The sequence below is a fragment of the Amycolatopsis acidicola genome (assembly GCF_007713735.2).
Lineage (GTDB): Bacteria > Actinomycetota > Actinomycetes > Mycobacteriales > Pseudonocardiaceae > Amycolatopsis_E > Amycolatopsis_E acidicola.
Genome location: NZ_VMNW02000057.1, coordinates 23,712 through 49,487, shown reverse-complemented (window position 1 = coordinate 49,487; position 25,776 = coordinate 23,712). Strand labels below are relative to the sequence as shown.

The window sequence follows — 25,776 nt, the reverse complement described above, 5'->3', positions numbered from 1 at the left end:
CAAAGGACGCTGTTTCGACTGACGGAACACTGGTATCGTCTTTTTCGTGGAACGGAGTCTCAGCCTGCGCGTGCTGACCCTCAACGTGTGGAACACCGAGGGCCCCGCCTTCCGGCAGCCGCTGCTGCCCGGCGCGATAGCCGCGCTGCGGCCGGATCTGGTGTCCCTGCAGGAAGTCGGCCGTGAACAGCTGGCGCGGGTGCTGGCGGGCACCGATCTTTTCGCCGTGCACCAGACAGATCTGCTCGCTCCCCACGATCTGACCCGCCAGGCGGGCACGGCCCTCGCGTCGCGGTGGAAACCGTCCGCTGTGGAGGCCGTCGAGCTGCCCGAAGGCGACTCGGTGGAATGCGCGATCGCGGCCACGATCAAGCTGCCCGTCGGCGGGGATCTGCTCTTCCTCGCGGTGAAACCCACGTGGCGGCTGGACAGCGAGGCCGCCCGGCTCGCGCAGGCGCGCGCGATCGCCGACTTCGACGCCAAGCTGCGCGGCCCCGTGCCGAGCGTGATCGCCGGGGATTTCGACGCGACGCCGGACGCCGACAGCATGCGCTTCCTCGCCGGCCGCGCCGTGTCCGAGTGCACCAGCGTGCACTACCACGACAGCTGGACGATCGGCGGCGACGGCGGCGAGGGCCACACCTGGACCACCGAAAACCCGCTGGCGGCGCCGGTCGTCGACGCGCTCGTGGGCCAGTCGCCGCACGCCCGCCGGATCGACTACGTGCTGGTCGGCTCGCGGCACAACCACCCCGAGGTGGCCGCCCACGTCCGCCGCTGCGAGGTGGTACTGACCGATCCCCCGCTCAGCGACCACTACGGCGTACTGGCCGAGATCGAGATCCGGCCCCTGTCCTGACCGCGAACTTCGACTCCTTTCACAGATCCAAAACCAGCCGCGGTGAGAGCGCACGGGAAACACAGGGATAGCACCGGCCGGGCGGCGCGCCGATGTCGTCGCGGTGTTCGGGTTCGCCTTCGACGACGGAGATTTCGCAGCTGCCGCACACGCCTTCCCGGCAGCCGGAAGGAATGCGGCAACCCGCGTGGTTCAGCGCGTCCAGCAAGGATGTGCCGGCCGGGACTTCGACCGTCCGTCCACTGCGGGCACAGACGGCTTCGAACGGTTCGTCCGGCCCGAAAGTCCTTGGCACGGGGCGGAATCGCTCGGCGTGGAAGCGCCCGGCGGGGAACGCCGCCTCGGCCGCGTCGAGCATCGGGGCCGGGCCGCAGCAGTAGACGTGCGCCCGCGGGCCGAGTTCCCTTGCCAACGCGCCGAAATCGGGCCTGCCGTTCGCTCCGGTCACGAAGAGGCGCACCAGATCGCCATACGTGGCAAGGAGTTCGTCCGCGAACGGCATGGCCGCGCGCGACCTGCCCACATACACGAGGGTCGCCTTGGCGCCCGCTTCCACCACCGAACGCAGCATCGGGCGAAGGGGCGTGATGCCGATCCCGCCCGCGACGAACAGGTACTCCGGCGCTAGCGCCAGCGGGAAGTGGTTGCGGGGCAAGGAAACTTCGAGGGGACGACCGGCACGCAAGAACAGGTGCACGTACTCCGAGCCACCCCGGCTGAGCCGCTCGTGCCGCACCGCGACCTGGTAGCGCTCGCGATCGGCCGGGTCACCGCACAGGGAGTACTGGCGCACCAGCCAGTTCGGCAGCGCGAGATCGATGTGCGCCCCCGGCTGCCACGGCGCGAGCGGCCCGTCCGCGCCGCGCAGAGCCACCGAAACCACGTCGTCGGCGATCGGCTCGATCCGGTCGATGACCGTGTGCTGCATGGAAAACCCCCGTCAGTACAGCTCGCGGTAACCGGCTTCGAGAGCCTGCTCGAGCACGGCGGGATCGATGTCCGAGCCGAGCTGCGTGGCCACCAGCTCGCCGATCGAAGGCATCTCGTCCGCCAGCGCCTGGCTCGCCGGATCCCACAACCGCGAGCGGAGCAGCGCGCGTCCACAGTGGAAGTACACCTCGGCCACCTCGACCACGATGGCCAGCACCGGTTCCCGCGCCTCGGCCTGCATCCGGGCGAGCACCCCGGGTTCGTCGGTCGGATAGGCGCGGCCGTTGACCCGCAGGGTTTCCCGCATCCCCGGCACCAGGAACAGCAGGCCCGCCTTGGGGTTCTCGGCGAGGTTGCCGAACGAGTCGGCGATCCTGTTGCCCGGCCGGTCCGGGATCGCGAGCGTGTGCTCGTCGAGCACCTTCACGAAGCCCGGGTAGTCGCCGCGGGGCGAGCAGTCCAGGTTTCCCGCCGCGTCCGCCGTCGCGAGCGTGAGGAACGGCGAGTGGGCGATGAACCGGCGCGCGGACTCGTCGACGCGGTCCTTCTTCTTGTCCTTCAGTATCGTCTCCGGCTCGCCCAGCCTGGCCCTGACCTCGGCAGGCGCGACGGGCCGCGGCCGGACGCGGGCGTGCGTCATGGCGGCTCCCTTCCCTTCGGATCCTCGTCGATTCCCGCGACATCGCAGGTCATGGCACAATTATGAGCAATTGTTCAGTTCGCGCGCTACTCGCTTTTGGCGACGCGGAAAGGAGGGAGCGGCCCCGTGGACGAGCGCAGGCTTCAGCCTCGTAAACAGCCACGCCAGGTGCGCGCGGAGCTCACCCGGCAACGGATCCTCGACGCGGCTGCTCACGTTTTCACCGAGCACGGCTACGCCGCGGTCACCACGAACCGCATCGCCGAACGGGCCCGGATCTCGATCGGCTCGCTGTACCAGTACTTCCCGAACAAGGACGCGATCCTGCTCGAACTGCTCACCCGCCACCTCGCCGAAGGCCGCACGGCGCTCGAGGACCTGCGGGACCGCGAGCTGCCGCGGTCGCTCGAAGACCTCCTCCGCCTCTTCGTCCGCGCCTCGATCGAAAACCACCGCGACGACCCGGAACTGCTGCGGCTGATGATGGAACGGGCGCCCGGCCCCACCGCGCTCGTCGACCAGATCACCTCCTACCAGCAGGCGGAGGTGGACTACTTCCGTGCCCTGTTCGAAAACCACCCCGAAGTCCGGGTCGCCGACGTCGAAACCGCGACCCGGCTGGTGATCGCGCTGATGCATTTCGTCGTGCACCCGCTGATCGCCTCGCCGCGGCCCGCCGACCCCGTGCGGCTGGAGAACGAGATCGTCGCGATGCTGACCCGCTACCTCACCGGGCGGCACTGAGGATCAGGCCCGGATCCCGCGCAGCACATTGCGCACCAGCGAGGTCGCGAACTTCTCCGTGATCGGCAGGTTCGGCAGCAGCAGCCGGTGGTAGCAGGCGCCCCACAACTGGTCCACCACCACCTCGAAGTCCACGCCGGCGGCCAGTTCCCCGCGCTCCCTGGCGCGTTCCATCGCGGCCACCGCCAGTTGCCGCCGTGGCCCGGAATAGTGCTCCAGCAACGCGGCGGCGAGGTCCTCGTCCGTCTGCGCCTGGCCGATCAGCTCCGCGATCACCCGCCCGGCCCGCGTCCGGGTGAGCAGCCGGGCGAACGCGCGGATCTGGGTGAGCAGATCGCGTTCGATGTCGCCGGTATCGGGGAAGGCCAGCGTGGACTCGACGGCGTGGAAGTACCCGTCCAGCGCCAGCGCGCCCTTCGACGCCCACCACTTGTAGATGGTGGTCTTGCTCGCGCCGGCCTCGGCCGCGACCCGCTCGATGGTGAACGCGCCCATGCCCTCGTCCAGCAGCAGCTTGCCGGCGGCGTCCAGGATCTCGCCCCGCACCTGCGCCGCGGGCCGGCGGCCCCGTCCTCGTTTCTCCACCGGCCCAGCCTGACATATGGACGACCCGTTCACAAAGTGCTTAAATGAACGCAGCGTCCACAAGAAGGAGGAAGTCATGTCCGGCAAGAGAAGCGCGCTGGTCCTGGGCGGCTCCGGCGGCATCGGCCGCGCGGTCGCCGAGCGGCTCGCCGCCGACGGGATGGCCGTCGCCGTGCACTACGCGGGCAACAAGAGCAGGGCCGACGAGGTCGTCACCGCGATCGAGCAGGCGGGCGGGCACGCCATCGCGGTCGGCGGGGACGTCGCCGAGGAGAGCGACATGTCCGCGGCGTTCGACGCGGCCGAGGCGGCCTTCGGCGGCGTCGACGTCGTGGTCAACACCGCCGGGATCATGCTACTCGGCCCCGTCGCCGAATTCTCGCTCGACGACCTCGACCGGATGCACCGCGTCAACATCCGAGGCACGTTCGTGGTGGCACAGCAGGCGGCCCGCCGCATCCGCGACGGGGGCGCGATCGTCAACTTCTCCACCTCGGTCACCCGGCTCGCCTTCCCGGAGTACGCCGGGTACGCGGCCAGCAAGGGCGCGGTCGAGGCGATGACTTTGGTGCTGGCGCGGGAAATGCGCGGGCGCGACGTCACGGTCAACGCGGTGGCGCCGGGGCCGACGGCCACCCCGTTGTTCCTCGACGGGAAGGACCAGGCCGTGATCGACCGGCTCGCCGCGCAGCCGCCGCTCGAACGCCTCGGCAGCCCCGAGGACATCGCCGAAGCTGTGGCCTTCCTCGCCGGCCCCGGCCGCTGGGTCAACGGCCAGGTGCTTTTCGCCAACGGCGGGATCGCCTGATCGGGCTGGTTTGACGCGGCCGCCACCGGGCAACCCTTGACTTGACTGACTCCAGATCAGGAGGGAGGGTGGCCCGGGATGGCTTTCCCGTCGATCGACCCCGGCGGCGCGGCGCTCGCGGCGCTGCGGCGGGCCGGTCTGCGGGTCACCGGGCCACGGCGCGCGGTGCTCGCCTGGCTGGCGGGCCATCCCCATTCCACAGTGGACAGCATCGGCGCCGGAGTACGCCCGTACCTGGGTTCGGTGTCCACCCAGGGGCTCTACGACGTGCTCGCGGTCTGCACGAAGGCGGGCCTGCTCAGGAAAATCGAGTTGCCCGGTCACCCGGCCCGGTTCGAACGCCGTGCCGGGGACAACCACCACCACCTCGTGTGCCGCCGGTGCGGCCGGACCGAGGACGTCGACTGCCTCAGCGGCGCCCGGCCCTGCCTGACACCCGGCGACACCCACGGGTTCCGGCTCGAGGAGGCCGAGGTGGTGTTCTGGGGCCGTTGCCCCGGCTGCGCGGAAAACCACCACGAGGAGGGACCATGACCCAGACCGAACCACGGCCGACCACGGATGACGCCGGGATCCCGGTCGAGAGCGACGAGCATTCGCTCACCGTCGGCTCCGACGGCCCGATCCTGCTGCAGGATCACTACCTCATCGAGCAGATGGCCCAGTTCAACCGCGAGCGGGTGCCCGAGCGGCAGCCGCACGCCAAGGGCGGCGGGGCCTTCGGCCGGTTCCGGGTGACGAACGACGTGAGCGCGTACACCAGGGCGGCGGTGTTCCAGCCCGGCGTGGAAACCGAGCTGGTGGCCCGGTTTTCGTCCGTGGCCGGCGAGCGGGGCAGCCCCGACACCTGGCGCGACCCGCGCGGGTTCGCGGTGAAGTTCTACACCACCGAGGGCAACTACGACATGGTCGGCAACAACACCCCGGTGTTCTTCGTGCGCGACCCGATGAAGTTCCAGCACTTCATCCGCTCGCAGAAACGCCGTGCCGACAACAACCTGCGCGACCACGACATGCAGTGGGACTTCTGGACGCTCTCGCCGGAGTCGGCGCACCAGGTGACCTGGCTGATGGGCGACCGCGGTATCCCGCGGACCTGGCGCCACATGAACGGCTACAGCTCGCACACCTACATGTGGGTCAACGCCGAGGGCGCGAAGTTCTGGGTCAAGTACCACTTCAAGACCGACCAGGGCATCGAGTTCTTCACCCAGGACGAGGCCGACCAGATGGCGGCGAAGGACACCGACTACCACACGCGTGATCTGTTCGAGGCGATCGAGCGCGGCGAGTACCCGAGCTGGACGCTGCACGTGCAGATCATGCCGTTCGAGGACGCCAAGACCTACCGGTTCAACCCGTTCGACCTGACGAAGGTGTGGCCGCACGGCGACTACCCGCTGATCGAGGTCGGGAAGATGACGCTGGACCGCAACCCGGCCGACTACCACGCGGAGATCGAGCAGGCCGCGTTCGAGCCGAGCAACCTGGTGCCGGGAATCGGGCCGAGCCCGGACAAGATGCTGCTGGGCAGGCTGTTCTCCTATCCGGACGCGCACCGCTACCGGATCGGCGCGAACTACAAGCAGCTGCCCGTCAACCGCCCGAAGTCGCCCGTGCACAGCTACTCGAAGGACGGGCACATGCGGTACGAGAACGTGTCGGACCCGGTCTACGCGCCGAACTCCAAGGGCGGCCCGGCGGCGGACACCCAGCGGTACGGCACGCCCGCGGGCTGGGAGGCCGACGGCGAGATGGTCCGCACCGCGTACGCCCTGCGCGAGCAGGACGACGACTGGGGCCAGGCGGGCACGATGGTCCGCGAAGTCCTCGACGACGCCGCGCGTGAGCGGCTGGTGGGCAACGTCGTCGGGCATCTGCTGAACCGGGTGACGGAACCGGTGCTGCAGCGTGCTTTCGAGTACTGGCGCACTGTGGACAAAGACCTCGGCGACCGCATCGAAGCCGGGGTGCGGAAGGGGCAGCAGGGCTGATTTCCCGGCCGCGCGAAGGCCCGCCCGCGAGGCGGGCCTTCGCTGTGTCCACAATGGACCCGGGTGCGGCGGGGGAGATCCGCGCCGGGCGAATGAAATACTGGCGGGTATGCACCCGGAAACCGCGTCCTGGTTCGGCCGCAACACGTGGCAGCGGCCCGCTTGGACGATCGACGAGCTCACCGCCGCGAAGGACGGGCGCGTGGTCAGCGTCGTACTGCCCGCGCTGAACGAGGAGGCCACCGTCGGCGGCGTCGTCGCGTCGGTGGTCCCGCTGCTCGGTTCGCTGGTCGACGAGCTGGTCGTGATGGACTCCGCCTCCACCGACCGCACCGCCGCGGTCGCGGCCGCCGCCGGCGCGCGCGTGGTGCACCGCGACGACGTCCTGCCCGATTTGCCGCCGCAGCCAGGGAAAGGCGAGGTCCTGTGGCGGTCCCTCGGCGCGACGTCCGGGGACGTGATCGTGTTCGTGGACTCGGACCTGGTGGAGCCGGATCCCGGGTTCGTGCCCGGCCTGCTCGGGCCACTGCTGCTGGACCGGAAAGTCAACCTGGTCAAGGGGTTCTACCGGCGGCCGCTGCGGATGGAGGGCGCGCAGACCGAAACCGGGGGCGGCCGGGTCACCGAACTGCTGGCCCGGCCCGTGCTCGCCGCGTTGTGGCCGGAGCTGTCCGGGATCATCCAGCCGCTCGGCGGCGAGTACGCGGCCACCCGCTCGTTCCTCGAGTCCGTGCCGTTCGCGCCCGGCTACGGGGTGGAGATCGGGCTGCTGGTGGACGCTTTCCGGCGGTTCGGGCTGGCCGGGCTGGCGCAGGTGAACCTCGGCGTCCGCAAGCACCGCAACCGTTCGCTGCTGGAGCTCGGGGTGATGGCCAGGGAGATCCTCGGCTGCGTGCTGCGCCGCCACGACGTGGGCGGCCAGGAGGACACGATCACCCAGTTCGCCCAGGTCATGGGCGAGTGGATGCCGCGGACCGCGCACGTGCAGACCGTGGAGCGACCGCCGTTCGCCGAGGCGAAGGCCGGGCTCATTCCGCCGCGGCCCTGATCACCCCGTCCAGCACCTCGCGCGAACGCAGCAGGTCGGCGACCATGCGATCGATCCGGTCTCGCTCCGCGCGCAGGTCGCGCACCAGCTGCCCGTCGGCCTTCTCGGACGGGCCGCCGTCGGCGTCACGCAGGCACGGCAGCAGCTGCTTGATCTTGGCGCTGGACACCCCGGCCGCGAACAGTTCCTGGATCCGGATCACCCGGTCCACCGCGCTATCCGGGTACCGGCGCTGCCCGCCTTCGGTCCGCTCCGCGGTGAGGATGCCCTGCTGCTCGTAGTAGCGCAACGAGCGTTCGCTCACCCCGGTCCGCCTGGCCAGCTCGCCGATCCGCACCGTCCCACCTCCGGGCTTGAACCTGACACCGGTGTTAAGTCTTACCTTGTCGGAGTGAGGGGGCGAAACCGTGCGTTGGGGCTTGAGACAGCAACGGACGCGCGTGGCCGCGCTGTGTGCACCCCACCACCGCCCCGATCTGTGAGTGTTCGCGATCTTGTCACTGCGTCAAGGCGGGAAAGATGCCTTGACCCAGCGGCAAGATCGCAAGAGCGGGCTGGGGATCGGGGCGGTGGAGGGGTGTGGTCGGTGGGGTGGCTCGCTTCGCGTTGCCGGGTTCCGGTGTGTCCCGTGGGGAACTGAACCCGCGCCGGTATCTAGGCCTCAGGCACCCGGAGCGCCACGAAGTCCGGCCGCATCCGCAATCGGAACCCGAGCGACTCGTACAACCGGATCGCGCCGGTGTTCGAGGCCGCGGCGTGCAGGAAGGGCCTGTCGCCCCGGGCCCGGATACGGGCGACGACCGCCAGCACCAGACGCGTGCCGAGCCCCTGGCCGCGGAACTCCGCGTCGGTGCACACGGCGCTGATCTCGGTCCAGCCCGGCGGGTGCATCCGCTCCCCCGCCATCGCCACGAGCCTGCCCTCCCGGCGAATCCCGAGGTACGTGCCCATCTCGACGGTGCGCTTCAGGAACGGGCCCGGCCGCGTGCGCGCGACCAGCTCGAGCATTTCGGGCACATCCGCTCCGGTGAGCACGACGGCTTCCGGGTCCTCGGCCCCCTCCACCCCGTCGTCCACCAGCTGGACGCCGGGCGTGATGTCCAGCACCGTCCAATCCTCCGGTACGCCGGACGGCGCGGCGATGACCACCGTGCCACCCGGACCGACGAGGCCGGCCACATCCGCCCAGGCCTCCGGGCCGGGCTCGCTCGGCACGCCCAGGAACGGGCTCATGTCCACCGGGTACCGCAGCACCTGCCCGTGCCGCTCGGCGAAACCGGCGTGCGGGCCGGTCAGCGAGCTCCACGACGGGTTGTCCAGCACCTCGAACGCGCCCATGCGGCAGATCCTTCCTCCGAAAGCCAACGCACCAGCCAACCTACGCGCGGGCCCCGGTAATTCCCCGGTCCATTGAGGACAGTCACACGGACCGTGTGCGGTACGCGCTCGCCGTAGTACTGTCGGCAACGGTCTGGTGGCAGACGGGAGGCGTGGTGACCGATCCGACCCCGCCGGGGCGGCCGCCCCAGGACGTCGACCTGGAACGGGCCAGCGCGGCCCGGATGTACGACTACTTCCTCGGCGGCGAAACGAACTGGGCGATCGACAGGGCGGCGGCCGAACGGGCGATCGAGCTGCTCCCCTGGGTACGCGACATGGCGAAAGCCAACCGCGCCTTCCTGCGCCGCGCGGTGCGCTACTGCCTCGCCGAGGGAATAGCGCAGTTCGTCGACATCGGCTCCGGGATCCCCACCGTGGGCAACGTGCACGAGGTCGCGGGCGAGCTGAACCCGCGCTCCAAGGTCGTGTACGTCGACAACGAGCCGGTCGCCATCGCGCACGGCCAGGTCCAGCTGGAGCAGACCGGCGAACCGGGCAGGCACGGCATGGTCCAGGCCGACCTGCGCGACCCGGACCAACTGTGGCAGCGGGTGCTCGACACCGGAATCCTCGACCCGGCACGGCCGACCGCGCTGCTCGTCGTCGCCGTCCTGCACTTCATCCCGGACGAGGAGTGGCCGCAGGCCGCGCTCGCCGACTACCGGCAGCGGCTCGCGCCGGGCTCGGCGCTCGTGCTCTCCCACGGCACGCTGGACGCGGTGACGCCCGCCCAGCAGGAGCAACTGGACGCGTACACGCGGCATTACGCGAAGACGCAGAACCCGCTGGTTTGGCGCAGCCGCACGGAGTTCGCCGAGTTCCTTGGCGACTACCCGCTCGTCGAGCCGGGCATCACATGGGTCCCGGACTGGCGCCCGGACCCCACGATCGCCCCCGAACTGCGCACGGACCTGACCGACCCGTCCCAGTCGATGGTCTACGCCGCGGTGGGCCGCAAACCCTAAGCAGGCGGCGTCAGATCGGCGACCACGGCCGCATGATCTGAGGGCCACACCTCACCGACCGGTCCGTCGCCCGCGCGCCACGGTGAGCAGCCCCATCCTGGCCCCGCGAAGACGTAGTCGATCCGCGCGCCCGGTGAATTGTCCGGGACGTACGGGTTGCGCGGATCCCACGTCACCGCGGGCGTGCCCGGCGCGGCGAACTCCCACGCGTCGAGCAGGACCAGGCCGGGCGCGGCGGGCTCGGTCCGGTAGCCGCCGAGGAGCCGGATCTCGTCCGAATCGGGCCAGGCGTTGAAATCCCCGGTCAGCACGGGCGGGTACGCGCCCCGCCACGTGCGCTCGGCGACGAACGCCGCCAGCGTCCGCACCTGTTCGCGACGGACGGCGGAAGCGTGCGCGGCCGAGGTGAGGTGGGTGGTGAAGAACGGCAGCGGGCGGCCCGGCGTGTCGAGCCGCGCGTAGACCGCCAGCCGGCCGGCGTGGCGTGGGCTGGGCAGGGCCTTCGTCGCGCGGTCGCTGATCGGCCACCGGCTGAGCACCGCGTTGCCGCTGTCGGCGTCGTGCTCGCCGGTGCGCTCGGGCCAGTACCGCGGATGCCGCGTGTGCTCCCACATCCAGTGCAGCCCGAGCTCGCCGGCGAGCCAGCCCGCCAGGTTTTCCCCGTCCGCGGCCCACACCTCCTGCAGGCCGACGACGTCCGGCCGCAGCTCGGCGAGGACGGACAGGATGGCCCGGCGGCGCTGCTGCCAGGGACCGAACCGCCACCACAGGTTCCAGGTCACGACCCGCACGAAACCGAAGTATGCCGGAGTGATCTCGAAGCGGGCAAAGCCTGGCACCGGGCGCACGGGTGGTGCAGGATTCACCCCATGGTGGCGATCGAGGTGATTCTGGGTGACATCACCCGGCTCGACGTGGACGCACTGGTCAATGCCGCGAACGAGTCCCTGCAGGGCGGGGGCGGGGTCGACGGCGCCATCCACCGGGCAGCGGGCCCCAGACTCGCCAAGGCCGGCGCGGCACTGGGCCCCTGCCGGCCGGGTGAGGCCATCGCGACCCCGGGCTTCGATCTCGACCCGCCGGTGCGGCACATCATCCACACGGTCGGCCCGGTGTGGGAGGGCGGCGGCAGCGGCGAGGCCGAGGTGCTGGCCGCGTGCTACCGGAACGCGCTCGAAACGGCGGGCGAACTGGCGGCCGGAACGGTCGCCTTCCCCGCGATCGCGACCGGCGTCTACGGCTACCCGGCCGGCGAAGCGGCCCGGATAGCCGTCCGCACGCTGCGCGAAACGCCGACCGAGGTCGAGAAGATCTTCCTGATCGCCTACGACGAAGAGTCGCACGAGGTGCTGCGGGCCGCGCTGGCCGAAGAGTGAATCCGGATTTCAGGACGCCCGCGCCTCCCTTAGGGTTTCTCCCCGATACCCGATTCCCGGCGCCTTCACTACGCTCGCTGCTACGCCTTTTCTTTTCACGAAAACGGGGAGATCCGGATGAAGGCGATCGTGCAGGAGGCCTACGGGCCACCGGAACAACTGCGGCTGACCGAAGTGCCGGAACCGGAACCGGCGGCGAACGAAGTGCTCGTCGCGGTGCGCGCGGCGGCGGTGAACGCGGCCGACTGGCACATCATGCGGGGCGACCCGAAACTGGCGCGGCTGGCGAGCCCGGCGTATTTCGGCCGCAGCGGGCCGAAACGCAAGATCCGCGGCCGGGATTTCGCGGGGGAAGTGATGGCCGTCGGCGAAGAGGTCACGCGGTTCCGGCCGGGCGACGACGTGTATGGCGATCTCGGATTCACCGACGGGGCGTTCGCCGAATTCGCGTGCGCGCCGGCGGGACTGGTGGAACGCAAACCGGCGAATCTGAGTTACGAGCAGGCGGCGGCGATGCCGCTCGCGGCGGGCACGGCGCTGGTCGGGTTGCGCGACGCGGTACGGGTGCGGCCCGGGCAGCGGCTGCTGATCAACGGGGCGTCCGGTGGCGTGGGCACTTTCGCCGTGCAGCTGGGAAAAAAGTACGGCGCCGAGGTGACGGCGGTGTGCCGCACACGGAACGTCGAGCTGATGACGTCGCTCGGCGCGGACCACGTCGTCGACTACACCGCGCAGGATTTCACCCGCGCCGGGCAGCGCTACGACGCGGTGTTCGACTTGGTGGGCAACCATTCCCTGACGGCGCTGCGCCGCGCGCTCGTCCCGGACGGCACCGTGGTCCTCTCCGGCGGCGGGGTGTCCGACGGCGGCAGTCTCGTCGGCCCGATGGGCTTGATTCTCAAGGCCCAGTTCTTCGGCCGGTTCGTCCGGCAGCGGGTGGTCATCCTGAGCACGGAGCCGAGCCTCGAAGTGCTGGCCGACCTGCGTGAGCTGGCCGAGGCGGGTGACCTCGCCCCGGTGATCGACCGGACCTATCCGCTGGAGGAGGTGCCGGCGGCGATCCGGTACCTGGAGACCGAGCACGCGCGGGCGAAGGTGGTCGTCAAGATCTGAGGCACACTGGAGCCATGAGCGACGAGCCGGACTACACCGAAGACGGGGTCCCCAGCTTCGACTACGTGCGCGACCGGATCGAGAACCGGATCGCCACCGCCGCCGGGGCGGGTGAGCTGCCCACCGAAGCGGCCGAGACGGCGGCGCTCGACGAGAAATTGGCCGAACGCGACAAGATCGCGAAGGACAAGCTGGCCGAGATCCGCCGCTCCCTGCACAAGGAGGAGTAGCTCAGCGCCTCCCGCCGGTGCGCTCGCCAAGCAACCGCCCGAGACCCAGCCCCCACAAAGAGAAATAGCTCAACCCAACGCCACCCGCACCGCCACCGGGCGCACCCCGCACGGCGTGGCCAACACCGCGCCATCCAACGGACCCCGAACGGCGAGACCACGCGCCGCGCCCCATGACCACAAGATGCGAGCCGCGAAGGACAAGCCACCGCTCCCTACACAACGACACACACCACCCGCACCCCCACCGCGCGCACCCCGCACGGCGTGGCCAACACCGCACCATCCAACGGACCCCGAACGGCGAGACCACGCGCCGCGCCCCATGACCACAAGATGCGAGCCGCGAAGGACAAGCCGCCGGTCCCTACACAAGGACAGACACCACCCGCACAGGCACCGGGCGCACCCCGCACGGCGTGGCCAACACCGCACCATCCAACGGACCCAGAGTGGCGAGGCCGTGCGCCGCGCTCGTCACCACAAGGTGCGAGCCGGTCAGGCAGACGCTCGTCGGCTGCGTGGCGGGCACGGGCAGCACGCGGTCGACGGTGCCGTCCGGCGCGAAGCGGACAACCTGCCCGCCGCCCCAGATCGCCGACCACACAAAGCCTTCCGCGTCCACGGTCATCCCGTCGGGGCTCCCTTCGCGCACCCTCGCGAACACCGCGCGCTGACCTGGCTCGCCGGTGGCCGGGTCGATCGCGAAGCGGTGGATCACCTTGCGCGCGCTGTCGGCCAGGTACATCGTCGTGCCCGCGGCGTCGAAGGCCGGGCCGTTGGGCACGGTGATGTCCCGCACCGCGGCGGTCACCGTCCCGTCCGGATCGACGCGGTAGAGCACACCCGCGCCCGCGGTGTTGTCGTAGGCCATCGAGCCTGCCCAGAACCGGCCCGCGGGGTCGGCGGCGCCGTCGTTCATCCGCATGCCCGCGGCGGCCGGCCGGGCGAGCCAGCGCACCGGGTCGCCGAGCACCGCGACGCCCCTACCCGCCGCGGCGATCCAGCCGCCGTCCACCAGCGGCGCGACGGCGCCGAGCGGTTCGTCCAGCTGTACCAGGACTTCCGGCCCCGCGACCGGCTCGGGCGGTAGCGAAAGCAGCCTGCCGGTGAGGATGTCGGTCATCACCAGCCTGCCGCCGACGTGCCGCAGCCCTTCCCCGAGGCCGAACCGCTCCCCCGGCCACGGCGTCCAGTCGCGCCTCACCATTCCGCGAACGAACCGTCTTCGTGCCGCCACACGGGGTTCCGCCAGCGGTGCCCGGTCCGGTCGGCCTCGCGCACCGCGTCCTCGTCGATGCTCACGCCGAGCCCGGGCGCTTCCCACCGCCGGATCGCGCCGCCGTGGAAGGCGAACGGCTCCCGGTCGAGGACGTAGTCCAGCAGGTCGGCCTCGACGTTGTAGTGGATGCCGAGACTTTGTTCCTGGATCAGGAAGTTCGGCGTCGCGAAGGCGACCTGCAGGCTCGCCGCCAGCGCGAGTGGCCCGAGTGGACAGTGCGGCGCGAGCAGCGCGTCGAAGGTCTCGGCGAGCGACGCGATCCGGCGCACCTCGGAAATCCCGCCCGCGTGCGACAGATCCGGTTGCGCCACCGCGATTCCCGCCTGCAGCACCGGCAGGAATTCCGTGCGCGAGTACAGCCTTTCCCCGCACGCCACCGGAATCCGCGTGGACGAGACCACGTCACCGAGGCGGTGCGAGTACTCCGGCAGCACCGGTTCTTCGACGAACAGCGGGTGGAACGGCTCCAGCTCGGGCACCACCCGCCGCGCCGCCGCCACCCCGAAGCGGCCGTGGAAATCCACGGCCACGTCCCGGGTTTCGCCGAGTACCTCGCGCACGGCGGCCACCCGCCCGGCCACTTCGCCGATTTCGGCCGGGTTCGGCATCCTCCCCATGCGGCCGGACGCGTTCATCTTCACCGCGGTGAGCCCGGCTTCCACCTGAGCCGCGGCCGCCTCCGCCACCTGGCTCGGCTCGTCCCCGCCGATCCAGCCGTAGACGCGGACCTCGTCCCGCACCGCGCCGCCGAGCAGCTGGTGCACGGGCACGCCGAGCGATTTGCCGAGAATGTCCCACAACGCCTGGTCGAGCCCCGCCACCGCGCTGGAAAGCACCGGGCCGCCGCGGTAGAAGGCCGCCTTCGTCATGAGCTGCCAGAGGTCCTCGACCCGGCGCGGGTCCTGGCCGACGAGCAGGTCCGCCAGCTCGTCCACGGCCGCGCGCACGGTTTCCGCCCGGCCCTCGACCACCGGCTCGCCCCAGCCGACGAGGCCCTCGTCGGTGGCCACGCGGCAGAACAGCCAGCGCGGCGGCACCAGGAACGTTTCCACGGAAATGATCTTCAAGCTTTCCCTCCGGTGGCATCCATCGCGTCCTCGGCGGACTTGTGCAGCAAGGAAGTCACGGCTTCGGCGGCCTTCGCGGGATCGCCGGCGCGCACCGCTTCGACGACGGCCCGGTGGCTCGGCTCCGGATCGTCCGCCGTCGTCTCGTGGACCAGCTCGTCGCGCAACCGCAGCGCGGGTTCGATGAAAACGTCCATCCTGGCCAGCATTTCGTTGTGCGTGGCCCGTAAAAGCGCGCGGTGCCACCGCAAATCGGCCGCCACGGCGTCCACCGCCATCTCCGCGAGCGCGGCTTCCAATTCGGCGAGGTCGGCTTCGTCGCGCCGCAGCGCGGCCATCGAAGCGGCCGCCGGTTCGATCACCGCACGCACCTCGGCGAGATCGCGCAGCACCGCCGCGGTGTCCCCGGCCTCACTGCGCCACCGGATCACGTCGCTGTCGAGCAGGTTCCAGTGCGCGCGCTCGCGCACGTACGTCCCGCGCTTCTGCTTGGCCGCGACCAATCCCTTGGCCGCCAGCACTTTCAGCGCCTCCCGCAACGCTGTCATGCTCACGTCGAGCTCGCGGCCCAGCGCGCCGAGGTCGATCACTTCGCCTTCGCTGATCGTCCCGGCCACGATCCGCGCGCCGAGCGTCGCGACCGTCTGGCCGTGCAAGCCACGACCGCTGTAGGCGCTCACGATGACCTCTTGTAGACGCTCCAGCCACCGTCGACGGTCAACGCCGCCCCGGTGACGAACGAGGCGTCCTCGCCGGCCAGGAACGCGATCGCCGCGGCCACTTCTTCCGGCCTGCCAAGCCTTTTCACCGCTGTCTCGGCCGCGCTGCGCTCCCGGTCCTCGTCGCTGACCTCGTCCCACGCCGCCGTCAGCACCGGGCCGGGCAGCACCGAGTTCACCCGCAGCACCGTGCCGTACTCGACGGCCAGCTGCCGGGCCAACCCGGTGAGCGCCGCTTTGCTCGCCGCGTACGCAGGCCGCCCGGGCAACCCGACGAGCGCGTGCACCGACGACGTGAGCACCACCGAGCCACGGCCTTCGCGGGACAGATCCGATAGACAGGCCCGGAATCCGAGGAAGGTGCCGGTGAGGTTCACCGACAACTGCCGCTCCCACGACTCGACGCTCGTCTCGTGCGCGGGCCGGACGTCGACGGTGTAGGCGTTGCTGACGAGCACGTCCACCGGCCCGAGTTCCGCCCGGCATCGCCGCACGGCCTTGGCCCAATCGGTTTCCGAGCTCACGTCGCACCGCACCGCTATGGCCTGGCCGCCGCGCTCGCCGATGCGCGCCGCGACCTCGGACGCGCGCTCGCTGACATCGAGCACCGCGACCGCCGCGCCGTCCGCGGCGAGCCGCATCGCCGTCGCCTCGCCGATCCCTTGCGCCGCACCGGTGACGACCGCGATCTTCCCTCGCACGCCGACAGTCTCGCCTTCGCGGGGCGGGCTGGTCAAGATTAATTATTAATTAATGAGCTAGAACGAGAACCAGGCCACCACCGGCGTCGTCGGATGATCACTGTCGCCGGGCCCCGTGGTCAGCACGATCTGCCGCACCCCGCTCAGCGCGATGGTGAGCGAACCGGCGAGCGGGCCGAGCGGCCGGGCGATCCCGTTCACGACGCTCCACGCCTGATACGGCGCCGGGCTCGTACTGGGGCCGGGCACGAGCAACCCCCGGCCCTGCGACACGGAGATCACCAGGTTCGCCACCGGCTCCCCGCCGCCGGAGACCGCGTGCAGGTCCTCAGCGCTGAGCAACGTGGTCAGCGGGTCGGCGGCGTGCTGGACGTGGCGCTCGGGCGTGCCGAGCGCGGACAGCATCAGCGCCGCGCCGATCACCAGCGCGCCACCCACCCGCCACGTCCGCATCACGACCTCCTGGCCCCATCCGATCACGACTTGCCCGCCGCGGCCACCCGCCCGGACCGGTCCGGGTTAGCCTGGCGGGGGCGGACGAGAGGGAGAGCCGATGCGACCGGACCGGCCGGAGGACGAAAAGGCGGAATACCGCCGGTTCGTCCGCGCCCACCATCCGGACGTGGGCGGCGATCCGGAGGTCTTCGCGGAGGGGATCCGCCGGTTCCAGGCCGCGCGCGACCGCCCCGCCGCGCCCATCGTGTTCGTCCGCCGCCGGCGCGGGCTGCCCGGCCTGATCGACTCGCTCCGCGCCCGCCATCGCCGCCGGCACCGCCCACCCCGCGTGCGATGATCGGTGCCCGGCGTGACTTCCGCCGGCGAGAGGTGTCGGTATTTCCATGATGGGCAGGCGACTCCGGCGTGCCGGTGCGATCCCCGCGCGCTGGGCGTGGTTCCGGCGGGCGGCGGTCACGCTGGCCCGATACCGGGAACGCGACGGCGACCATTACGCGGCCGCGGTCACGTTCTTCACGCTGCTGTCGCTGGTGCCGCTGCTGATGATCGTGGTCTCGGTCGCCGGGTTCGTGCTGGCCGGGGACGAGCTGCTGGTCGCTGAGCTGGACAAGATGCTCGCGCAGGCGCTGCCTTCGCTGGTGAGCGACCAGGTCGGCGGGATCCTGCGCATGGTGATCGAGGAACGCGGCAGGCTCGGCGTGGTCGCGCTGGTCGTGTCGTTGTATTCGGGGTGGAGCTGGATCTCGAACCTGCGTGACGCGGTGACGGCGCTGCTCGGCGAGCCCCGCCCGCCGAAACCCTTGCTGCGCACCGTTTTCGCGGACGTGGTGACGCTGGTCGGGATCGGGGTGGCGCTCGCCGTGTCGTTCACGCTGGCCGCGCTGACCGGGTTCGCGGGCGGCTGGCTGCTCGACCGCACCGGGTTGTCCGGCACGTTCTGGGCGCATCTGGTGCTGGTCGCCGGGTCGCTGCTGCTGGGCCTGACCACGAACTGGCTCGTGATCGCCTGGTGCCTGGCGAAGCTGCCGCGCAACCGGCGTCCCGTCACTTCCGGCCTGCGCGCGGCCGCCGTCGCCGCGGTCGGGCTGGCCGCGTTGCAGCAGGCGGGCGGGCTGTATGTGCTGTTACTCGGGCGGTCCCCGGCGGTCACGATTCTCGGCGCGATCGTCGGTTTGCTGTTGCTGGTCTATCTGATCGTGCGGTGGCTGCTGCTCGTCACGGTGTGGACGACCACGGGGTCCTCCGGCGACGACACGGCTTCGGGTCTCGGGCAGGCCGGGGCGACGCTGGCGGTGGGCGCGTCGGCGGGGCTGGCGATCCGGACGCTTTCCGGGCACTGAGACCAAGACGCGCCGCGCCCGGCTCCGAATAGCGGGTATGAGCCGAACGAAACGGGCGTTGTGCGGGGTGCTGGCGCTGGTGGCCGCGCTCGCCGCCGGGCATCTCGTGGCGGCGTTCATCAGCGTCAACGCGTCGCCGTACCTGGCGGTGGGCAACGGCGCGATCGACCTGACCCCGGTGTGGCTCAAGGAGTTCGCCGTCCGTTCGTTCGGCACGCACGACAAGCTGGTGCTGCTCTCGGGCATGGCCGCGGTGCTCGTGGTGGCCGCCGCCGTGGCCGGGCTGGTGTCCCGCCACTCCCCCTGGCCCGGCACGCTCGTGATCGGCGTGTTCGGCCTCGTCGGCCTGTTCGCTGTGTACGAACGCCCGGACTTGGACGCGATCGCCCTCCTCGCGCCATGGGCGAGTCTCGTTGTCGGTGTCGTCGTTTTCCCGGCGGTCTATCGTGCTTCGGGGATCAGGAAAGACGCCTCGCGACGGTCCATTTTGGTCGGCGTGCTCGCCGGGTCGGCGCTGGCGGCTGTCGGTGGGCAGTTGCTGGGCTCGGCGAAGAACGCCGCCGCGTCGCGTGCCGCGGTGGGCCGCCTCGTGCCCGCGCGGACAGCGCCGGCAATCCCGGCCGACGCGGATTTCGCGAACCTCGGCACCCCGCCGTTTTTGACGCCCAACACCGGGTTCTACCGCGTGGACACCGCGCTGACGGTGCCGCAGGTGCGCACCGAGGACTGGAGTCTGCGCGTCCACGGCATGGTCGGGCGCGAGCGTCGTTACCGGTACGCCGACATCCGGAACCGGCCGCTGGTCGAGCGCACGATCACGATGACGTGCGTGTCCAACGAGGTCGGCGGGCCGTACGTCTCGACCGCGAACTTCGTCGGCGTCGATCTCGCGGACCTGCTCGAGGAAGCGGGTGTCCAGCCGGGTGCCGAACAACTGTTCTCGTCCAGTGTGGACGGTTGGACCTCGGGAACGCCGGTGTCCGCCGCGCTCGACCGTGGGCGTGGCGCGATGCTCGCGCTGGGCATGAACGGCGAGCCGTTGCCGCTGGAGCACGGTTTTCCGGCGCGGCTGGTGATCCCCGGCCTCTACGGGTACGTTTCCGCGACGAAGTGGGTGACGGATCTCGAAGTCACCACCTGGCAGGCGAAACGTGCTTACTGGCTCAGGCGGGGCTGGGGTGAGCAGGCGCCGATCAAGACCGGATCCCGCATCGACACCCCCAAGGGTTTCGCGAACGTCCCGGCCGGAAAGGTCCGGGCGGCGGGCATCGCGTGGGCACAGCACACGGGGATCGGCAAGGTGGAAGTGCGCGTGGACAACGGCCCCTGGCAGGAGGCGACACTGTCGCGTCAGGTCACTGTGGACACTTGGCGGATGTGGTGGTGCGAGTTGATCGTGCCGCCCGGCTCGCACCAGATCTCCTGCCGCGCCACAGACCTTTCCGGCTACACCCAGACCGGGGACCGTGCCGGGACCGTGCCCGACGGAGCCACCGGCTGGCACACGGTCACGTTCACCGCGAAATAGACCAATCCGGCTGGTGTTCTGCGCCGAATCCCCTTCGACAGCAAGGCAGATCGTTCGTCCGAAGTGGAGTAATCATGGTGAAGACCGTCCGCGTGGCCGGTATCGCGTTCACCGCCGCGGCCGCTTTGTCGCTGGCGGCGTGCAGTAGCGGGGAAAGCAGTTCGCCGGCGGCGGGTTCCTCGTCGATGGCACCGCCGAGTTCGATGTCGAGCCCCGCGATGAGCAGTGGCGTCACGACCGATGCCGACGTGTTCGGCCCCGCCTGTTCCCAGCTGCCGCAAGGGAATTCGCCCGGTTCGCTCGACTCGATGGGCCCGGAGCCGGTCGCCTCGGCCGCGAGCACCAATCCGCTGCTGACCAAGCTGGTCGCCGCCGTGAAGGCCACCAACCTGGTCGACACGCTCAACAGCCAGCAGGCCATCACGGTGTTCGCCCCGGCCGATTCGGCGTTCGACAAACTGGGCGACGCGAAGTTCAGCGAGCTGGCGAAGAACCCGTCGGAGCTGGCGCCGATCCTGCAGTACCACGTGCTGGCGCAGCGTTACGACGCCAAGGGCCTGCAGGCCGCGGGCAGCGTGCGGACGCTGAACACCGACGGTGGCCCGGTGAAGATCGAAGGCACCGGCGACAGCATGACCGTCAACGGCGCCAAGGTCCTGTGCGGCAACATCCCGACCAAGAACGCCACGGTGTTCGTGATCGACACCGTGCTGACGCCCGGCACCAACCAGTAACCGCCGGCTGAGCCCGGCGCGCCTCGTGGCGCGCCGGGCTCGTCCACTTTTTCTTGCGTAACCGCGATAATCGGTCACTCGCTGTGAGACCATGGCCCACACGCGTGCGCAGGGGAGGGTTCGTGGGCCAGGACGGGTGGACTACGGCGAACCGGTTCGACGGCACCGCCTCCGGTCCGGTCGTGCAAGCGGGTTCGATCGGCGAGGTGCACTTCCACGGAAGCGGCGAGCGGGCCGGGGACGGCGTGTTTTCGTTGCTGCGGGCCCAAGTCCAGGCGGCGAAGGAGCTGCCGTACCGGCTGCCGGGCGCGCGCCGTCCCTCGCTGGCCACGGTCCATGTGCGGCAAGGGCTGGGCAACGCGACCGAGGAGGCACCGCCCGAGCAGGCGTCGGCGAGCCCGGTGCTGGACGCCGACGGCCGGGTGGTGACCATGCCCGCTCCGGCCGTGGCGCGGCCGACCGTCCGCCCGCCGTCGCGGACCGTCCGGTCGGCGCTGGATGGCGACGATCACCTGCTCATCACCGGGGGTCCCGGTCAGGGCAAGTCCACGTTGTCGCTGCGGCTGGCGGCCGACATCGCGGACTGGTGGGCCACGGGGAAGACCAAGGAGCCTTTGCTCGACGAGCCCGTGCTGCCGGTGCGGGTCACCGCGAAAGTGCTGGCCGCGCACCTACAGCTGTCGTTCCCGGAAGCGCTGGCGAACAGCGTGCGCGAAGAATACGGCGCGCTGCTGCGGTCGCCGGTGGACGCGCGCCCGCTGGCCGGGCGCGTCGACGGCTTTCGCTGGCTGCTCTTGGTCGACGCGCTCGACGAGGTGGCCGCGGGCGAAGACCGCGACAAGCTCGCCTCGGTGCTCGCGGCCTGCGCCGCGGAGGATTCGCCATACCGCCTTGTCGTCACCACCCGGCCGATCGAGGGCGTCACTTTGGCGCCGCTGCAACGCATCGGCGCGACCCGGTACGAGCTGCAGCCCTTCGACGACGACGCACTGACCCGGTTCGCCGGCAACTGGTTCGCCGAGGACGGCCCCGGCCAGGCAGACCGGTTCCTGCGGCAGATCCGGGACGCGCACCTCACCGAGCTGGCGCGGGTTCCGCTGCTGGCGACGATCGCCGCGATCGTGTTCACCCAGCACGACGACCGCCCGTTGCCGGACAACCAGTACGAGCTGTACGAGACCTACCTGGAGATGCTGCGCCGCGCCCGGCCGCAAGGCGCGGAGGCATTCGAACGCGAGCACACGGGCCTGCTCGAACACCTCGGCCGTACCAGGTTGGAGACGGACGAGTCGCTGCTGGCGGCGGCGCGTTCTTACCTCGGCCGCGCCCCGGCTTCGGACGAAAACCTGCTGACCTACCTGTCTTCGGTCGGCCCGTTGATCATCCGTGGTGGTGACCTGAGTTTCCTACACCACAGTTTCGCCGAACACCTTGCCGCCACGGAGAAAGCCCGCACGCTGCCGCCCCGGTCCGACCGGTCCGAGCACGAGTTCGCGCGCCTGCTCCACGCCGCCAAGCCGGACGAGTCCGGCACACACGCCCGCGCGGTGTTGCTGCACTACACGCGGCTGCGGCCCGAGGAAGCCGACAGGCTGATCGAGTCACTGCACAAGGGCGAAATGGAGGATCACCTGCTGGCGGCGCGGTTGCTGGCCCGGCACGTGCCCGCCAGTGCCGAAGTCGTGGACGCGTTTCTGCGCACCGTCCGGGGCTGGGCGTTGACCACTCAGTATTCCGCTGGCGAGATCCTCGCCCAGACGAGTCGCGCCGCGCACCATCCTGGACTCGTCCCCTGGCTCTACGGCTTGCTTCGCGACGATGCGGTGCCGTGGTGCTCGAAGATCGAAGCGGCTGCCGCACTCGCGACCCGCCTGTGCCGGGGTGATTGCGAGGAGGCGGTGGCGGTGCTGCGCGCGGGCGTCGATACCGGCGACGCGCCCATCATGTCCCGGCTGGACGCCGCGGCCGCGCTCGCCGAGTGCGATGACGACTCCCGCGCGGCCGTCGAGCGCAGCCTCCGCTCGGTGCTCGGCACGCCTCCGACAAGCGGCTCGGTAGCCAGGACCGCGGCCACGATCCTGGCCACTTTCGAAGGCGCGGCACGGGAAACGGCCGTCGATGCGCTGAAGAACCTCGCATCGGACGAGTATCGCGACAATCGCGACCGGGTCGAAGCGGCGACCGGGCTGATCGAGATCGGCACGGAGTTCTTCGAGTTCAGCGCCGAGGTCTTCCGCGCAGTATTGCGTGACCGTGCCCACAACATCTTCGGCCGCCGCGAGGCGGCGCTCGGGCTGGCCTCGCTCGGCGGGGAGGAACGAGCGGAAGCGGCCGCGGCGCTCACCGAGATCGCCGGAAGGATCAGGACCGATCCGTTCGAGCGAATCCAGGCAGCGCTGGCCTTGGCCGAGCTGGGACCGGAGCATCGCGCCAAGGCCGGCGAGCTCGCGCTGGCCATCAGCCACGAGCCCGGCATGGACGGATCGGACCGGTGGAGGTGCGCGGAGGCGCTGGCGCGGCTGGGCACCCGGTACCGGGCCGAAGCAGTGGCCATCCTGCGCGAGCTGACTGCCACCCCGGAAACGCATATCAACTCGCTGGTGTGGGCCGCCGACACGCTTGCCGAGCTGGGGCCCGAATTCGCCGGCGAGGCGGCCGGATGGCTGCATCGGCTGCAGGACAACCCTTTCCTGGTCCAGTACGACCGGGGCAACGCCCTCGGGGCGCTCGTGACGCTCGGCGAGCCATACCGGGCAGCCGCGCTGAAGCGGCTGCGGGCCGATCTGGCAGACCCGGGAACGGACCCGATGACCAGGACCTACGCGGCGACGCAGCTCGTCTCGGCCGGGCCCGGGTTCCATTCCGAAGCGGCTGATGTACTGCTGCGGCTGGCCATGACGCAGAGCCAGCCCGAGGTGGTCGCGCGCGCGTGGTTCGAGCTGGTGAAGCTCCGTCCGGAACACCGTGACGAGGCCGCCGCCAGCATGGTCGATCTCCTCCGTTCGCCGGATCTGACGGCCTTCACGATGAGCCTCGGCCACTCCGTGCTCAGCACAGTCGGCACGGCACCCGAAACGATCGCGGCGATGCAGGCAGAGTTCTTCCGTGACGCGCGGCTTCCCATCGCGGAACGCTTACAGGTGGCGCGCGAACTGATCGACCACGATCCCGCGTTCCTGCCCGAGGTGCTGTCCACGGCTTCCACCTGCCTCCCGACCGGGCCCGGCGGACGGTTCGACCTGGCGCAGGCGTTGCGGACGTTCAGGATGACGGGCCTGGGAGTGCGCCGGGAACTGGGCCCGCTCCTGCGCGAGATCATCCTTTCGCCGGGCGCTCCACCTGCCTGGATCTGGCATGCGGTCCAGACCCTCGACCGGTTCGGAATTCCCCTCGGGCCGGAGGAAGAACAAGCTCTCTTCGCCGTGATCATCGACGAAACGGCCGGGCGGTCCGTGCGTGACGAGGCCGCCGCGTTCCTTGCCGGAATAAACCCCGAAATGGCCTCCGAGCTGGCCAGCCGGGTGCTGACACCAGGCGACGACATCCTCGGGTCCCGATGGGCGCCGGTGGTCTTCGCCCTTTCCCGGCAAGGCGTTGACGTCCTGCCCGGCCTCGAGGCGCTCTTCGAAGACCCGGACGCGCCCGCGTCGCTCGCGCGAGGCGCGGGTGCCGTGCTGGCCCGGCTTTCCCCGACGGCGAAACCCGCGGTGGTCGCCGGGCTCCGGCGGCTGGCGGGCGACCGGCACCTTCCCTTCCGCAAGCTCAGCGAAATCCTGACCGAGCTGGCCATCGCGGCTCCGGAATCGCGGGCCGAGGCCGAGGAGCGGAACCGGGCCGTCTTCCTGGATGAAACCAGCGAGGTCCTCGACCGGCTCCAGGCCGCGTTCGAGCTGATCCGCCTGGATCCGGCGAACGCGCCGGCCGTGCGCCGGATGGCGCGCGCGGTGGCCACGAGCCGGTCCGCCCTGGGTTTCGAACGACGGCTCGCGGTCAGCTACCTGAACCTCCTGACGTCGGTGGCGTCCGCCGAGATCACCGGGCTGATCATGGCGGGCGCCGGCGATCCCGGCACTGACCTGAGTGACTGGCGCGAAGAGATCCGGTGGCTTCCCGAACCGGAACGCTCCCGGTTCGGCCGGACCCTGCTCGCGGACCGCTGCGTACCTATCGAGGACCGGATACCCAAGGCAGGCCGCTGGGGGCACAATCCACTCCAGGCGGAGACCGAGGCCGCGATCCGGGAGGTGCTGGACGCGCCCGAAAGTCCCCCGGGCGAGCGGATCGCGGCCGCGGCTGCGCTGGCGGGCCTGGCACCGCGGTATCTGGCCGAGGCAGCGGAGCTGCTGGACCAACTCGCGCGTGAAACCCGCTCGGGCAAAGCGAAAGCCACGCTCGTCTCGCTCGGGCGGGAACACCTTCAGCGGGTCAAGGCGGAGAACACCGCCCTGATCCTCGACTCGCGGCGGCCCTTCCGGGAACGATGCCAGGCGGCAGTGTGGTTCGCCGCGATCGACTCGCCACCGTCGCCGGAAGTAGCTGCCTTCATGCTGCGCGCGGCCGAGCGGATTCCGGTGAACGACCGGATCACGGTGTTGTACGCGCTCAGAAACCAAGACGGGCTCAGCGGGATCCGGGCCCTGCGCGACACCCCGCAAGCCGCGTCGGCGTTGCGGTGGCAGGCGGCGATCAAGCTCCGCGACCGCGCGATCGCGGACCGGGCGGCGGCGTTCTCCGTTCTTGACGCGATCACCGCCGACCGGGCCACGCGTCCGGCTTTGCGCTGGCGCGTAGCGAAATCCCTCGGTTCGCTGGGCTCGCCGGGGAGGGCCAAGGCGATCGCCGTGCTGACGGAGATGATGAACGACGCGGCTCTGGCCACCACGATCAGGGCCGACGCGGCACGCGTCCTGGCCGAAATGGCCCCTGCTTCCCGGGCACAGGCGCGGAAAGTGTTCCGCGGACTGGTGTCGGCAAGCGAGCCGGTGCCGCGCTGCGAGGTGCTGCGCTTGTTCGGTGCCATCGACCCTGCCGAGGCGGACGACCTGCTGCTGGAAATGGCGCACCAGAAGGGATTACCTCCCTTGGCGCGCCTGCGATGCGCCGAGACGCTGGCACAGTTGCGCCGCGACCGCCGGGAGCTCGCCGCGATGATCGCACGGGAAGTCGCTCACGACACCACCGTCGCGCGGCACATCCGGCGACGGGCGGCGACGGTTCTCGCGCTGTTGAGCGACCTTTGCCGCGAAGAGGCCAGGGCTTTGCTCGCCGACCTGTAGC

Annotated in this window: 26 protein-coding genes; 15 read left to right on the top strand and 11 right to left on the bottom strand. The window is 70.7% G+C overall.

Features of this window, described 5'->3' with window-relative positions:
- The first annotated feature begins 46 nt into the window (after positions 1–46).
- Positions 47–859: an endonuclease/exonuclease/phosphatase family protein gene (locus FPZ12_RS29960; protein WP_166462954.1), complete on the top strand. Its 813-nt coding sequence runs from the start codon at positions 47–49 to the stop codon at positions 857–859.
- Between the two features lie 19 nt (positions 860–878).
- Here the strand turns inward: FPZ12_RS29960 and FPZ12_RS29955 are convergent, their stop codons facing one another.
- Positions 879–1,787, bottom strand: a complete 909-nt coding sequence (locus FPZ12_RS29955; RefSeq protein WP_144759129.1) for a PDR/VanB family oxidoreductase — start codon at positions 1,785–1,787, stop codon at positions 879–881.
- Between the two features lie 12 nt (positions 1,788–1,799).
- Positions 1,800–2,429, bottom strand: a complete 630-nt coding sequence (locus FPZ12_RS29950; RefSeq protein WP_144759132.1) for an MSMEG_1061 family FMN-dependent PPOX-type flavoprotein — start codon at positions 2,427–2,429, stop codon at positions 1,800–1,802.
- 126 nt (positions 2,430–2,555) lie between these two features.
- Here FPZ12_RS29950 and FPZ12_RS29945 point away from each other — a divergent pair, with 126 nt between their 5' ends.
- Complete coding sequence (locus FPZ12_RS29945; RefSeq protein ID WP_144759135.1) at positions 2,556–3,173, top strand: TetR/AcrR family transcriptional regulator; 618 nt, start codon at positions 2,556–2,558, stop codon at positions 3,171–3,173.
- Between the two features lie 3 nt (positions 3,174–3,176).
- On the opposite strand, the gene FPZ12_RS29940 is transcribed toward FPZ12_RS29945, so the two are convergent.
- The gene (locus FPZ12_RS29940; protein WP_243770097.1) at positions 3,177–3,758 is read right to left on the bottom strand and encodes a TetR/AcrR family transcriptional regulator; all 582 of its coding nucleotides are present in this window, start codon (positions 3,756–3,758) and stop codon (positions 3,177–3,179) included.
- A 76-nt stretch (positions 3,759–3,834) separates the two neighbouring features.
- Between FPZ12_RS29940 and FPZ12_RS29935 the strand changes: the two genes are divergently transcribed.
- The 4 genes from FPZ12_RS29935 (at position 3,835) to FPZ12_RS29920 (ending at position 7,608) form a co-directional block, all read left to right on the top strand.
- Complete coding sequence (locus FPZ12_RS29935; protein WP_144759141.1) at positions 3,835–4,566, top strand: SDR family oxidoreductase; 732 nt, start codon at positions 3,835–3,837, stop codon at positions 4,564–4,566.
- Positions 4,567–4,644: 78 nt separating this feature from the next.
- A complete protein-coding gene (locus tag FPZ12_RS29930) occupies positions 4,645–5,100 on the top strand; it encodes a Fur family transcriptional regulator (protein ID WP_144759144.1) in 456 nt (151 codons plus the stop codon).
- The gene (locus FPZ12_RS29925) at positions 5,097–6,560 is read left to right on the top strand and encodes a catalase (protein ID WP_144759147.1); all 1,464 of its coding nucleotides are present in this window, start codon (positions 5,097–5,099) and stop codon (positions 6,558–6,560) included. Before FPZ12_RS29930 ends, FPZ12_RS29925 begins: the two co-directional genes overlap by 4 nt.
- A gap of 109 nt (positions 6,561–6,669) precedes the next feature.
- Complete coding sequence (locus FPZ12_RS29920) at positions 6,670–7,608, top strand: glucosyl-3-phosphoglycerate synthase (RefSeq protein ID WP_144759150.1); 939 nt, start codon at positions 6,670–6,672, stop codon at positions 7,606–7,608.
- Here FPZ12_RS29920 and FPZ12_RS29915 read toward each other — a convergent pair.
- Positions 7,589–7,945 carry a MerR family transcriptional regulator gene (locus FPZ12_RS29915; RefSeq protein WP_144759153.1) on the bottom strand — a complete coding sequence of 119 codons (357 nt, stop codon included), beginning with the start codon at positions 7,943–7,945 and terminating at the stop codon, positions 7,589–7,591. The two genes, FPZ12_RS29920 and FPZ12_RS29915, sit on opposite strands and share 20 nt — an antisense overlap.
- A 317-nt stretch (positions 7,946–8,262) precedes the next feature.
- Positions 8,263–8,946, bottom strand: a complete 684-nt coding sequence (locus FPZ12_RS29910; protein WP_144755219.1) for a GNAT family N-acetyltransferase — start codon at positions 8,944–8,946, stop codon at positions 8,263–8,265.
- Positions 8,947–9,101: 155 nt separating this feature from the next.
- Here FPZ12_RS29910 and FPZ12_RS29905 point away from each other — a divergent pair, with 155 nt between their 5' ends.
- The gene (locus FPZ12_RS29905) at positions 9,102–9,953 is read left to right on the top strand and encodes an SAM-dependent methyltransferase (RefSeq protein ID WP_243770096.1); all 852 of its coding nucleotides are present in this window, start codon (positions 9,102–9,104) and stop codon (positions 9,951–9,953) included.
- Here the strand turns inward: FPZ12_RS29905 and FPZ12_RS29900 are convergent.
- Positions 9,950–10,744, bottom strand: coding sequence for an endonuclease/exonuclease/phosphatase family protein (locus FPZ12_RS29900; protein WP_144755216.1), 795 nt, complete (start codon positions 10,742–10,744; stop codon positions 9,950–9,952). The genes FPZ12_RS29905 and FPZ12_RS29900 overlap by 4 nt on opposite strands.
- A 78-nt stretch (positions 10,745–10,822) precedes the next feature.
- Here FPZ12_RS29900 and FPZ12_RS29895 point away from each other — a divergent pair, with 78 nt between their 5' ends.
- From FPZ12_RS29895 to FPZ12_RS29885, 3 genes are all read left to right on the top strand, one after another.
- Complete coding sequence (locus FPZ12_RS29895) at positions 10,823–11,329, top strand: O-acetyl-ADP-ribose deacetylase (protein WP_144755213.1); 507 nt, start codon at positions 10,823–10,825, stop codon at positions 11,327–11,329.
- A 117-nt stretch (positions 11,330–11,446) separates the two neighbouring features.
- On the top strand, positions 11,447–12,442 hold the full coding sequence (locus FPZ12_RS29890; protein WP_144755210.1) for an NAD(P)-dependent alcohol dehydrogenase: 996 nt from the start codon (positions 11,447–11,449) through the stop codon (positions 12,440–12,442).
- Positions 12,443–12,456: 14 nt separating this feature from the next.
- Positions 12,457–12,672, top strand: coding sequence for a hypothetical protein (locus FPZ12_RS29885; protein ID WP_144755207.1), 216 nt, complete (start codon positions 12,457–12,459; stop codon positions 12,670–12,672).
- A 367-nt stretch (positions 12,673–13,039) separates the two neighbouring features.
- On the opposite strand, the gene FPZ12_RS29880 is transcribed toward FPZ12_RS29885, so the two are convergent.
- The 5 genes from FPZ12_RS29880 to FPZ12_RS29860 are packed head-to-tail and all read right to left on the bottom strand — an operon-like array spanning position 13,040 to position 16,894.
- Complete coding sequence (locus tag FPZ12_RS29880) at positions 13,040–13,882, bottom strand: SMP-30/gluconolactonase/LRE family protein (protein WP_144755204.1); 843 nt, start codon at positions 13,880–13,882, stop codon at positions 13,040–13,042.
- Positions 13,876–15,021: a galactonate dehydratase gene (gene dgoD / locus FPZ12_RS29875; protein ID WP_144755201.1), complete on the bottom strand. Its 1,146-nt coding sequence runs from the start codon at positions 15,019–15,021 to the stop codon at positions 13,876–13,878. Before dgoD ends, FPZ12_RS29880 begins: the two co-directional genes overlap by 7 nt.
- The gene (locus tag FPZ12_RS29870) at positions 15,018–15,701 is read right to left on the bottom strand and encodes a FadR/GntR family transcriptional regulator (RefSeq protein WP_144755198.1); all 684 of its coding nucleotides are present in this window, start codon (positions 15,699–15,701) and stop codon (positions 15,018–15,020) included. The genes dgoD and FPZ12_RS29870 overlap by 4 nt, the downstream gene beginning before the upstream one ends.
- A complete protein-coding gene (locus FPZ12_RS29865) occupies positions 15,698–16,441 on the bottom strand; it encodes an SDR family NAD(P)-dependent oxidoreductase (protein ID WP_144755195.1) in 744 nt (247 codons plus the stop codon). The genes FPZ12_RS29870 and FPZ12_RS29865 overlap by 4 nt, the downstream gene beginning before the upstream one ends.
- Before the next feature lie 57 nt (positions 16,442–16,498).
- Positions 16,499–16,894, bottom strand: coding sequence for a hypothetical protein (locus FPZ12_RS29860; RefSeq protein ID WP_144755193.1), 396 nt, complete (start codon positions 16,892–16,894; stop codon positions 16,499–16,501).
- A gap of 100 nt (positions 16,895–16,994) precedes the next feature.
- On the opposite strand from FPZ12_RS29860, the gene FPZ12_RS29855 reads away from it, so the two are divergent.
- The 5 genes from FPZ12_RS29855 (at position 16,995) to FPZ12_RS29835 (ending at position 25,775) form a co-directional block, all read left to right on the top strand.
- Positions 16,995–17,234 (top strand): hypothetical protein, encoded by a 240-nt coding sequence (locus FPZ12_RS29855; protein WP_144755190.1) that lies wholly within the window; start codon positions 16,995–16,997, stop codon positions 17,232–17,234.
- Between the two features lie 46 nt (positions 17,235–17,280).
- Positions 17,281–18,237: a YihY/virulence factor BrkB family protein gene (locus tag FPZ12_RS29850; RefSeq protein WP_144755187.1), complete on the top strand. Its 957-nt coding sequence runs from the start codon at positions 17,281–17,283 to the stop codon at positions 18,235–18,237.
- 37 nt (positions 18,238–18,274) lie between these two features.
- The gene (locus FPZ12_RS29845; protein WP_166462953.1) at positions 18,275–19,765 is read left to right on the top strand and encodes a molybdopterin-dependent oxidoreductase; all 1,491 of its coding nucleotides are present in this window, start codon (positions 18,275–18,277) and stop codon (positions 19,763–19,765) included.
- A gap of 77 nt (positions 19,766–19,842) precedes the next feature.
- Entirely contained in the window at positions 19,843–20,499 is a 657-nt protein-coding gene (locus tag FPZ12_RS29840; RefSeq protein ID WP_144755229.1) for a fasciclin domain-containing protein, read from the top strand.
- A gap of 122 nt (positions 20,500–20,621) precedes the next feature.
- Positions 20,622–25,775, top strand: a complete 5,154-nt coding sequence (locus tag FPZ12_RS29835) for an NACHT domain-containing protein (RefSeq protein ID WP_144755185.1) — start codon at positions 20,622–20,624, stop codon at positions 25,773–25,775.
- Position 25,776 lies beyond the last annotated feature (1 nt).

Bases quoted from the DNA above. Each gene is read 5' to 3' on its own strand.
- FPZ12_RS29880 (WP_144755204.1), bottom strand. From the start codon at position 13,882: ATGGTGAGGCGCGACTGGACGCCGTGGCCGGGGGAGCGGTTCGGCCTC.
- FPZ12_RS29855 (WP_144755190.1), top strand. From the start codon at position 16,995: ATGCGACCGGACCGGCCGGAGGACGAAAAGGCGGAATACCGCCGGTTC.
- FPZ12_RS29890 (WP_144755210.1), top strand. From the start codon at position 11,447: ATGAAGGCGATCGTGCAGGAGGCCTACGGGCCACCGGAACAACTGCGG.
- FPZ12_RS29925 (WP_144759147.1), top strand. From the start codon at position 5,097: ATGACCCAGACCGAACCACGGCCGACCACGGATGACGCCGGGATCCCG.
- FPZ12_RS29885 (WP_144755207.1), top strand. From the start codon at position 12,457: ATGAGCGACGAGCCGGACTACACCGAAGACGGGGTCCCCAGCTTCGAC.
- FPZ12_RS29910 (WP_144755219.1), bottom strand. From the start codon at position 8,946: ATGGGCGCGTTCGAGGTGCTGGACAACCCGTCGTGGAGCTCGCTGACC.
- FPZ12_RS29950 (WP_144759132.1), bottom strand. From the start codon at position 2,429: ATGACGCACGCCCGCGTCCGGCCGCGGCCCGTCGCGCCTGCCGAGGTC.
- FPZ12_RS29895 (WP_144755213.1), top strand. From the start codon at position 10,823: ATGGTGGCGATCGAGGTGATTCTGGGTGACATCACCCGGCTCGACGTG.
- FPZ12_RS29920 (WP_144759150.1), top strand. From the start codon at position 6,670: ATGCACCCGGAAACCGCGTCCTGGTTCGGCCGCAACACGTGGCAGCGG.
- FPZ12_RS29850 (WP_144755187.1), top strand. From the start codon at position 17,281: ATGATGGGCAGGCGACTCCGGCGTGCCGGTGCGATCCCCGCGCGCTGG.
- FPZ12_RS29935 (WP_144759141.1), top strand. From the start codon at position 3,835: ATGTCCGGCAAGAGAAGCGCGCTGGTCCTGGGCGGCTCCGGCGGCATC.
- FPZ12_RS29845 (WP_166462953.1), top strand. From the start codon at position 18,275: ATGAGCCGAACGAAACGGGCGTTGTGCGGGGTGCTGGCGCTGGTGGCC.
- FPZ12_RS29955 (WP_144759129.1), bottom strand. From the start codon at position 1,787: ATGCAGCACACGGTCATCGACCGGATCGAGCCGATCGCCGACGACGTG.
- FPZ12_RS29860 (WP_144755193.1), bottom strand. From the start codon at position 16,894: ATGCGGACGTGGCGGGTGGGTGGCGCGCTGGTGATCGGCGCGGCGCTG.
- FPZ12_RS29930 (WP_144759144.1), top strand. From the start codon at position 4,645: ATGGCTTTCCCGTCGATCGACCCCGGCGGCGCGGCGCTCGCGGCGCTG.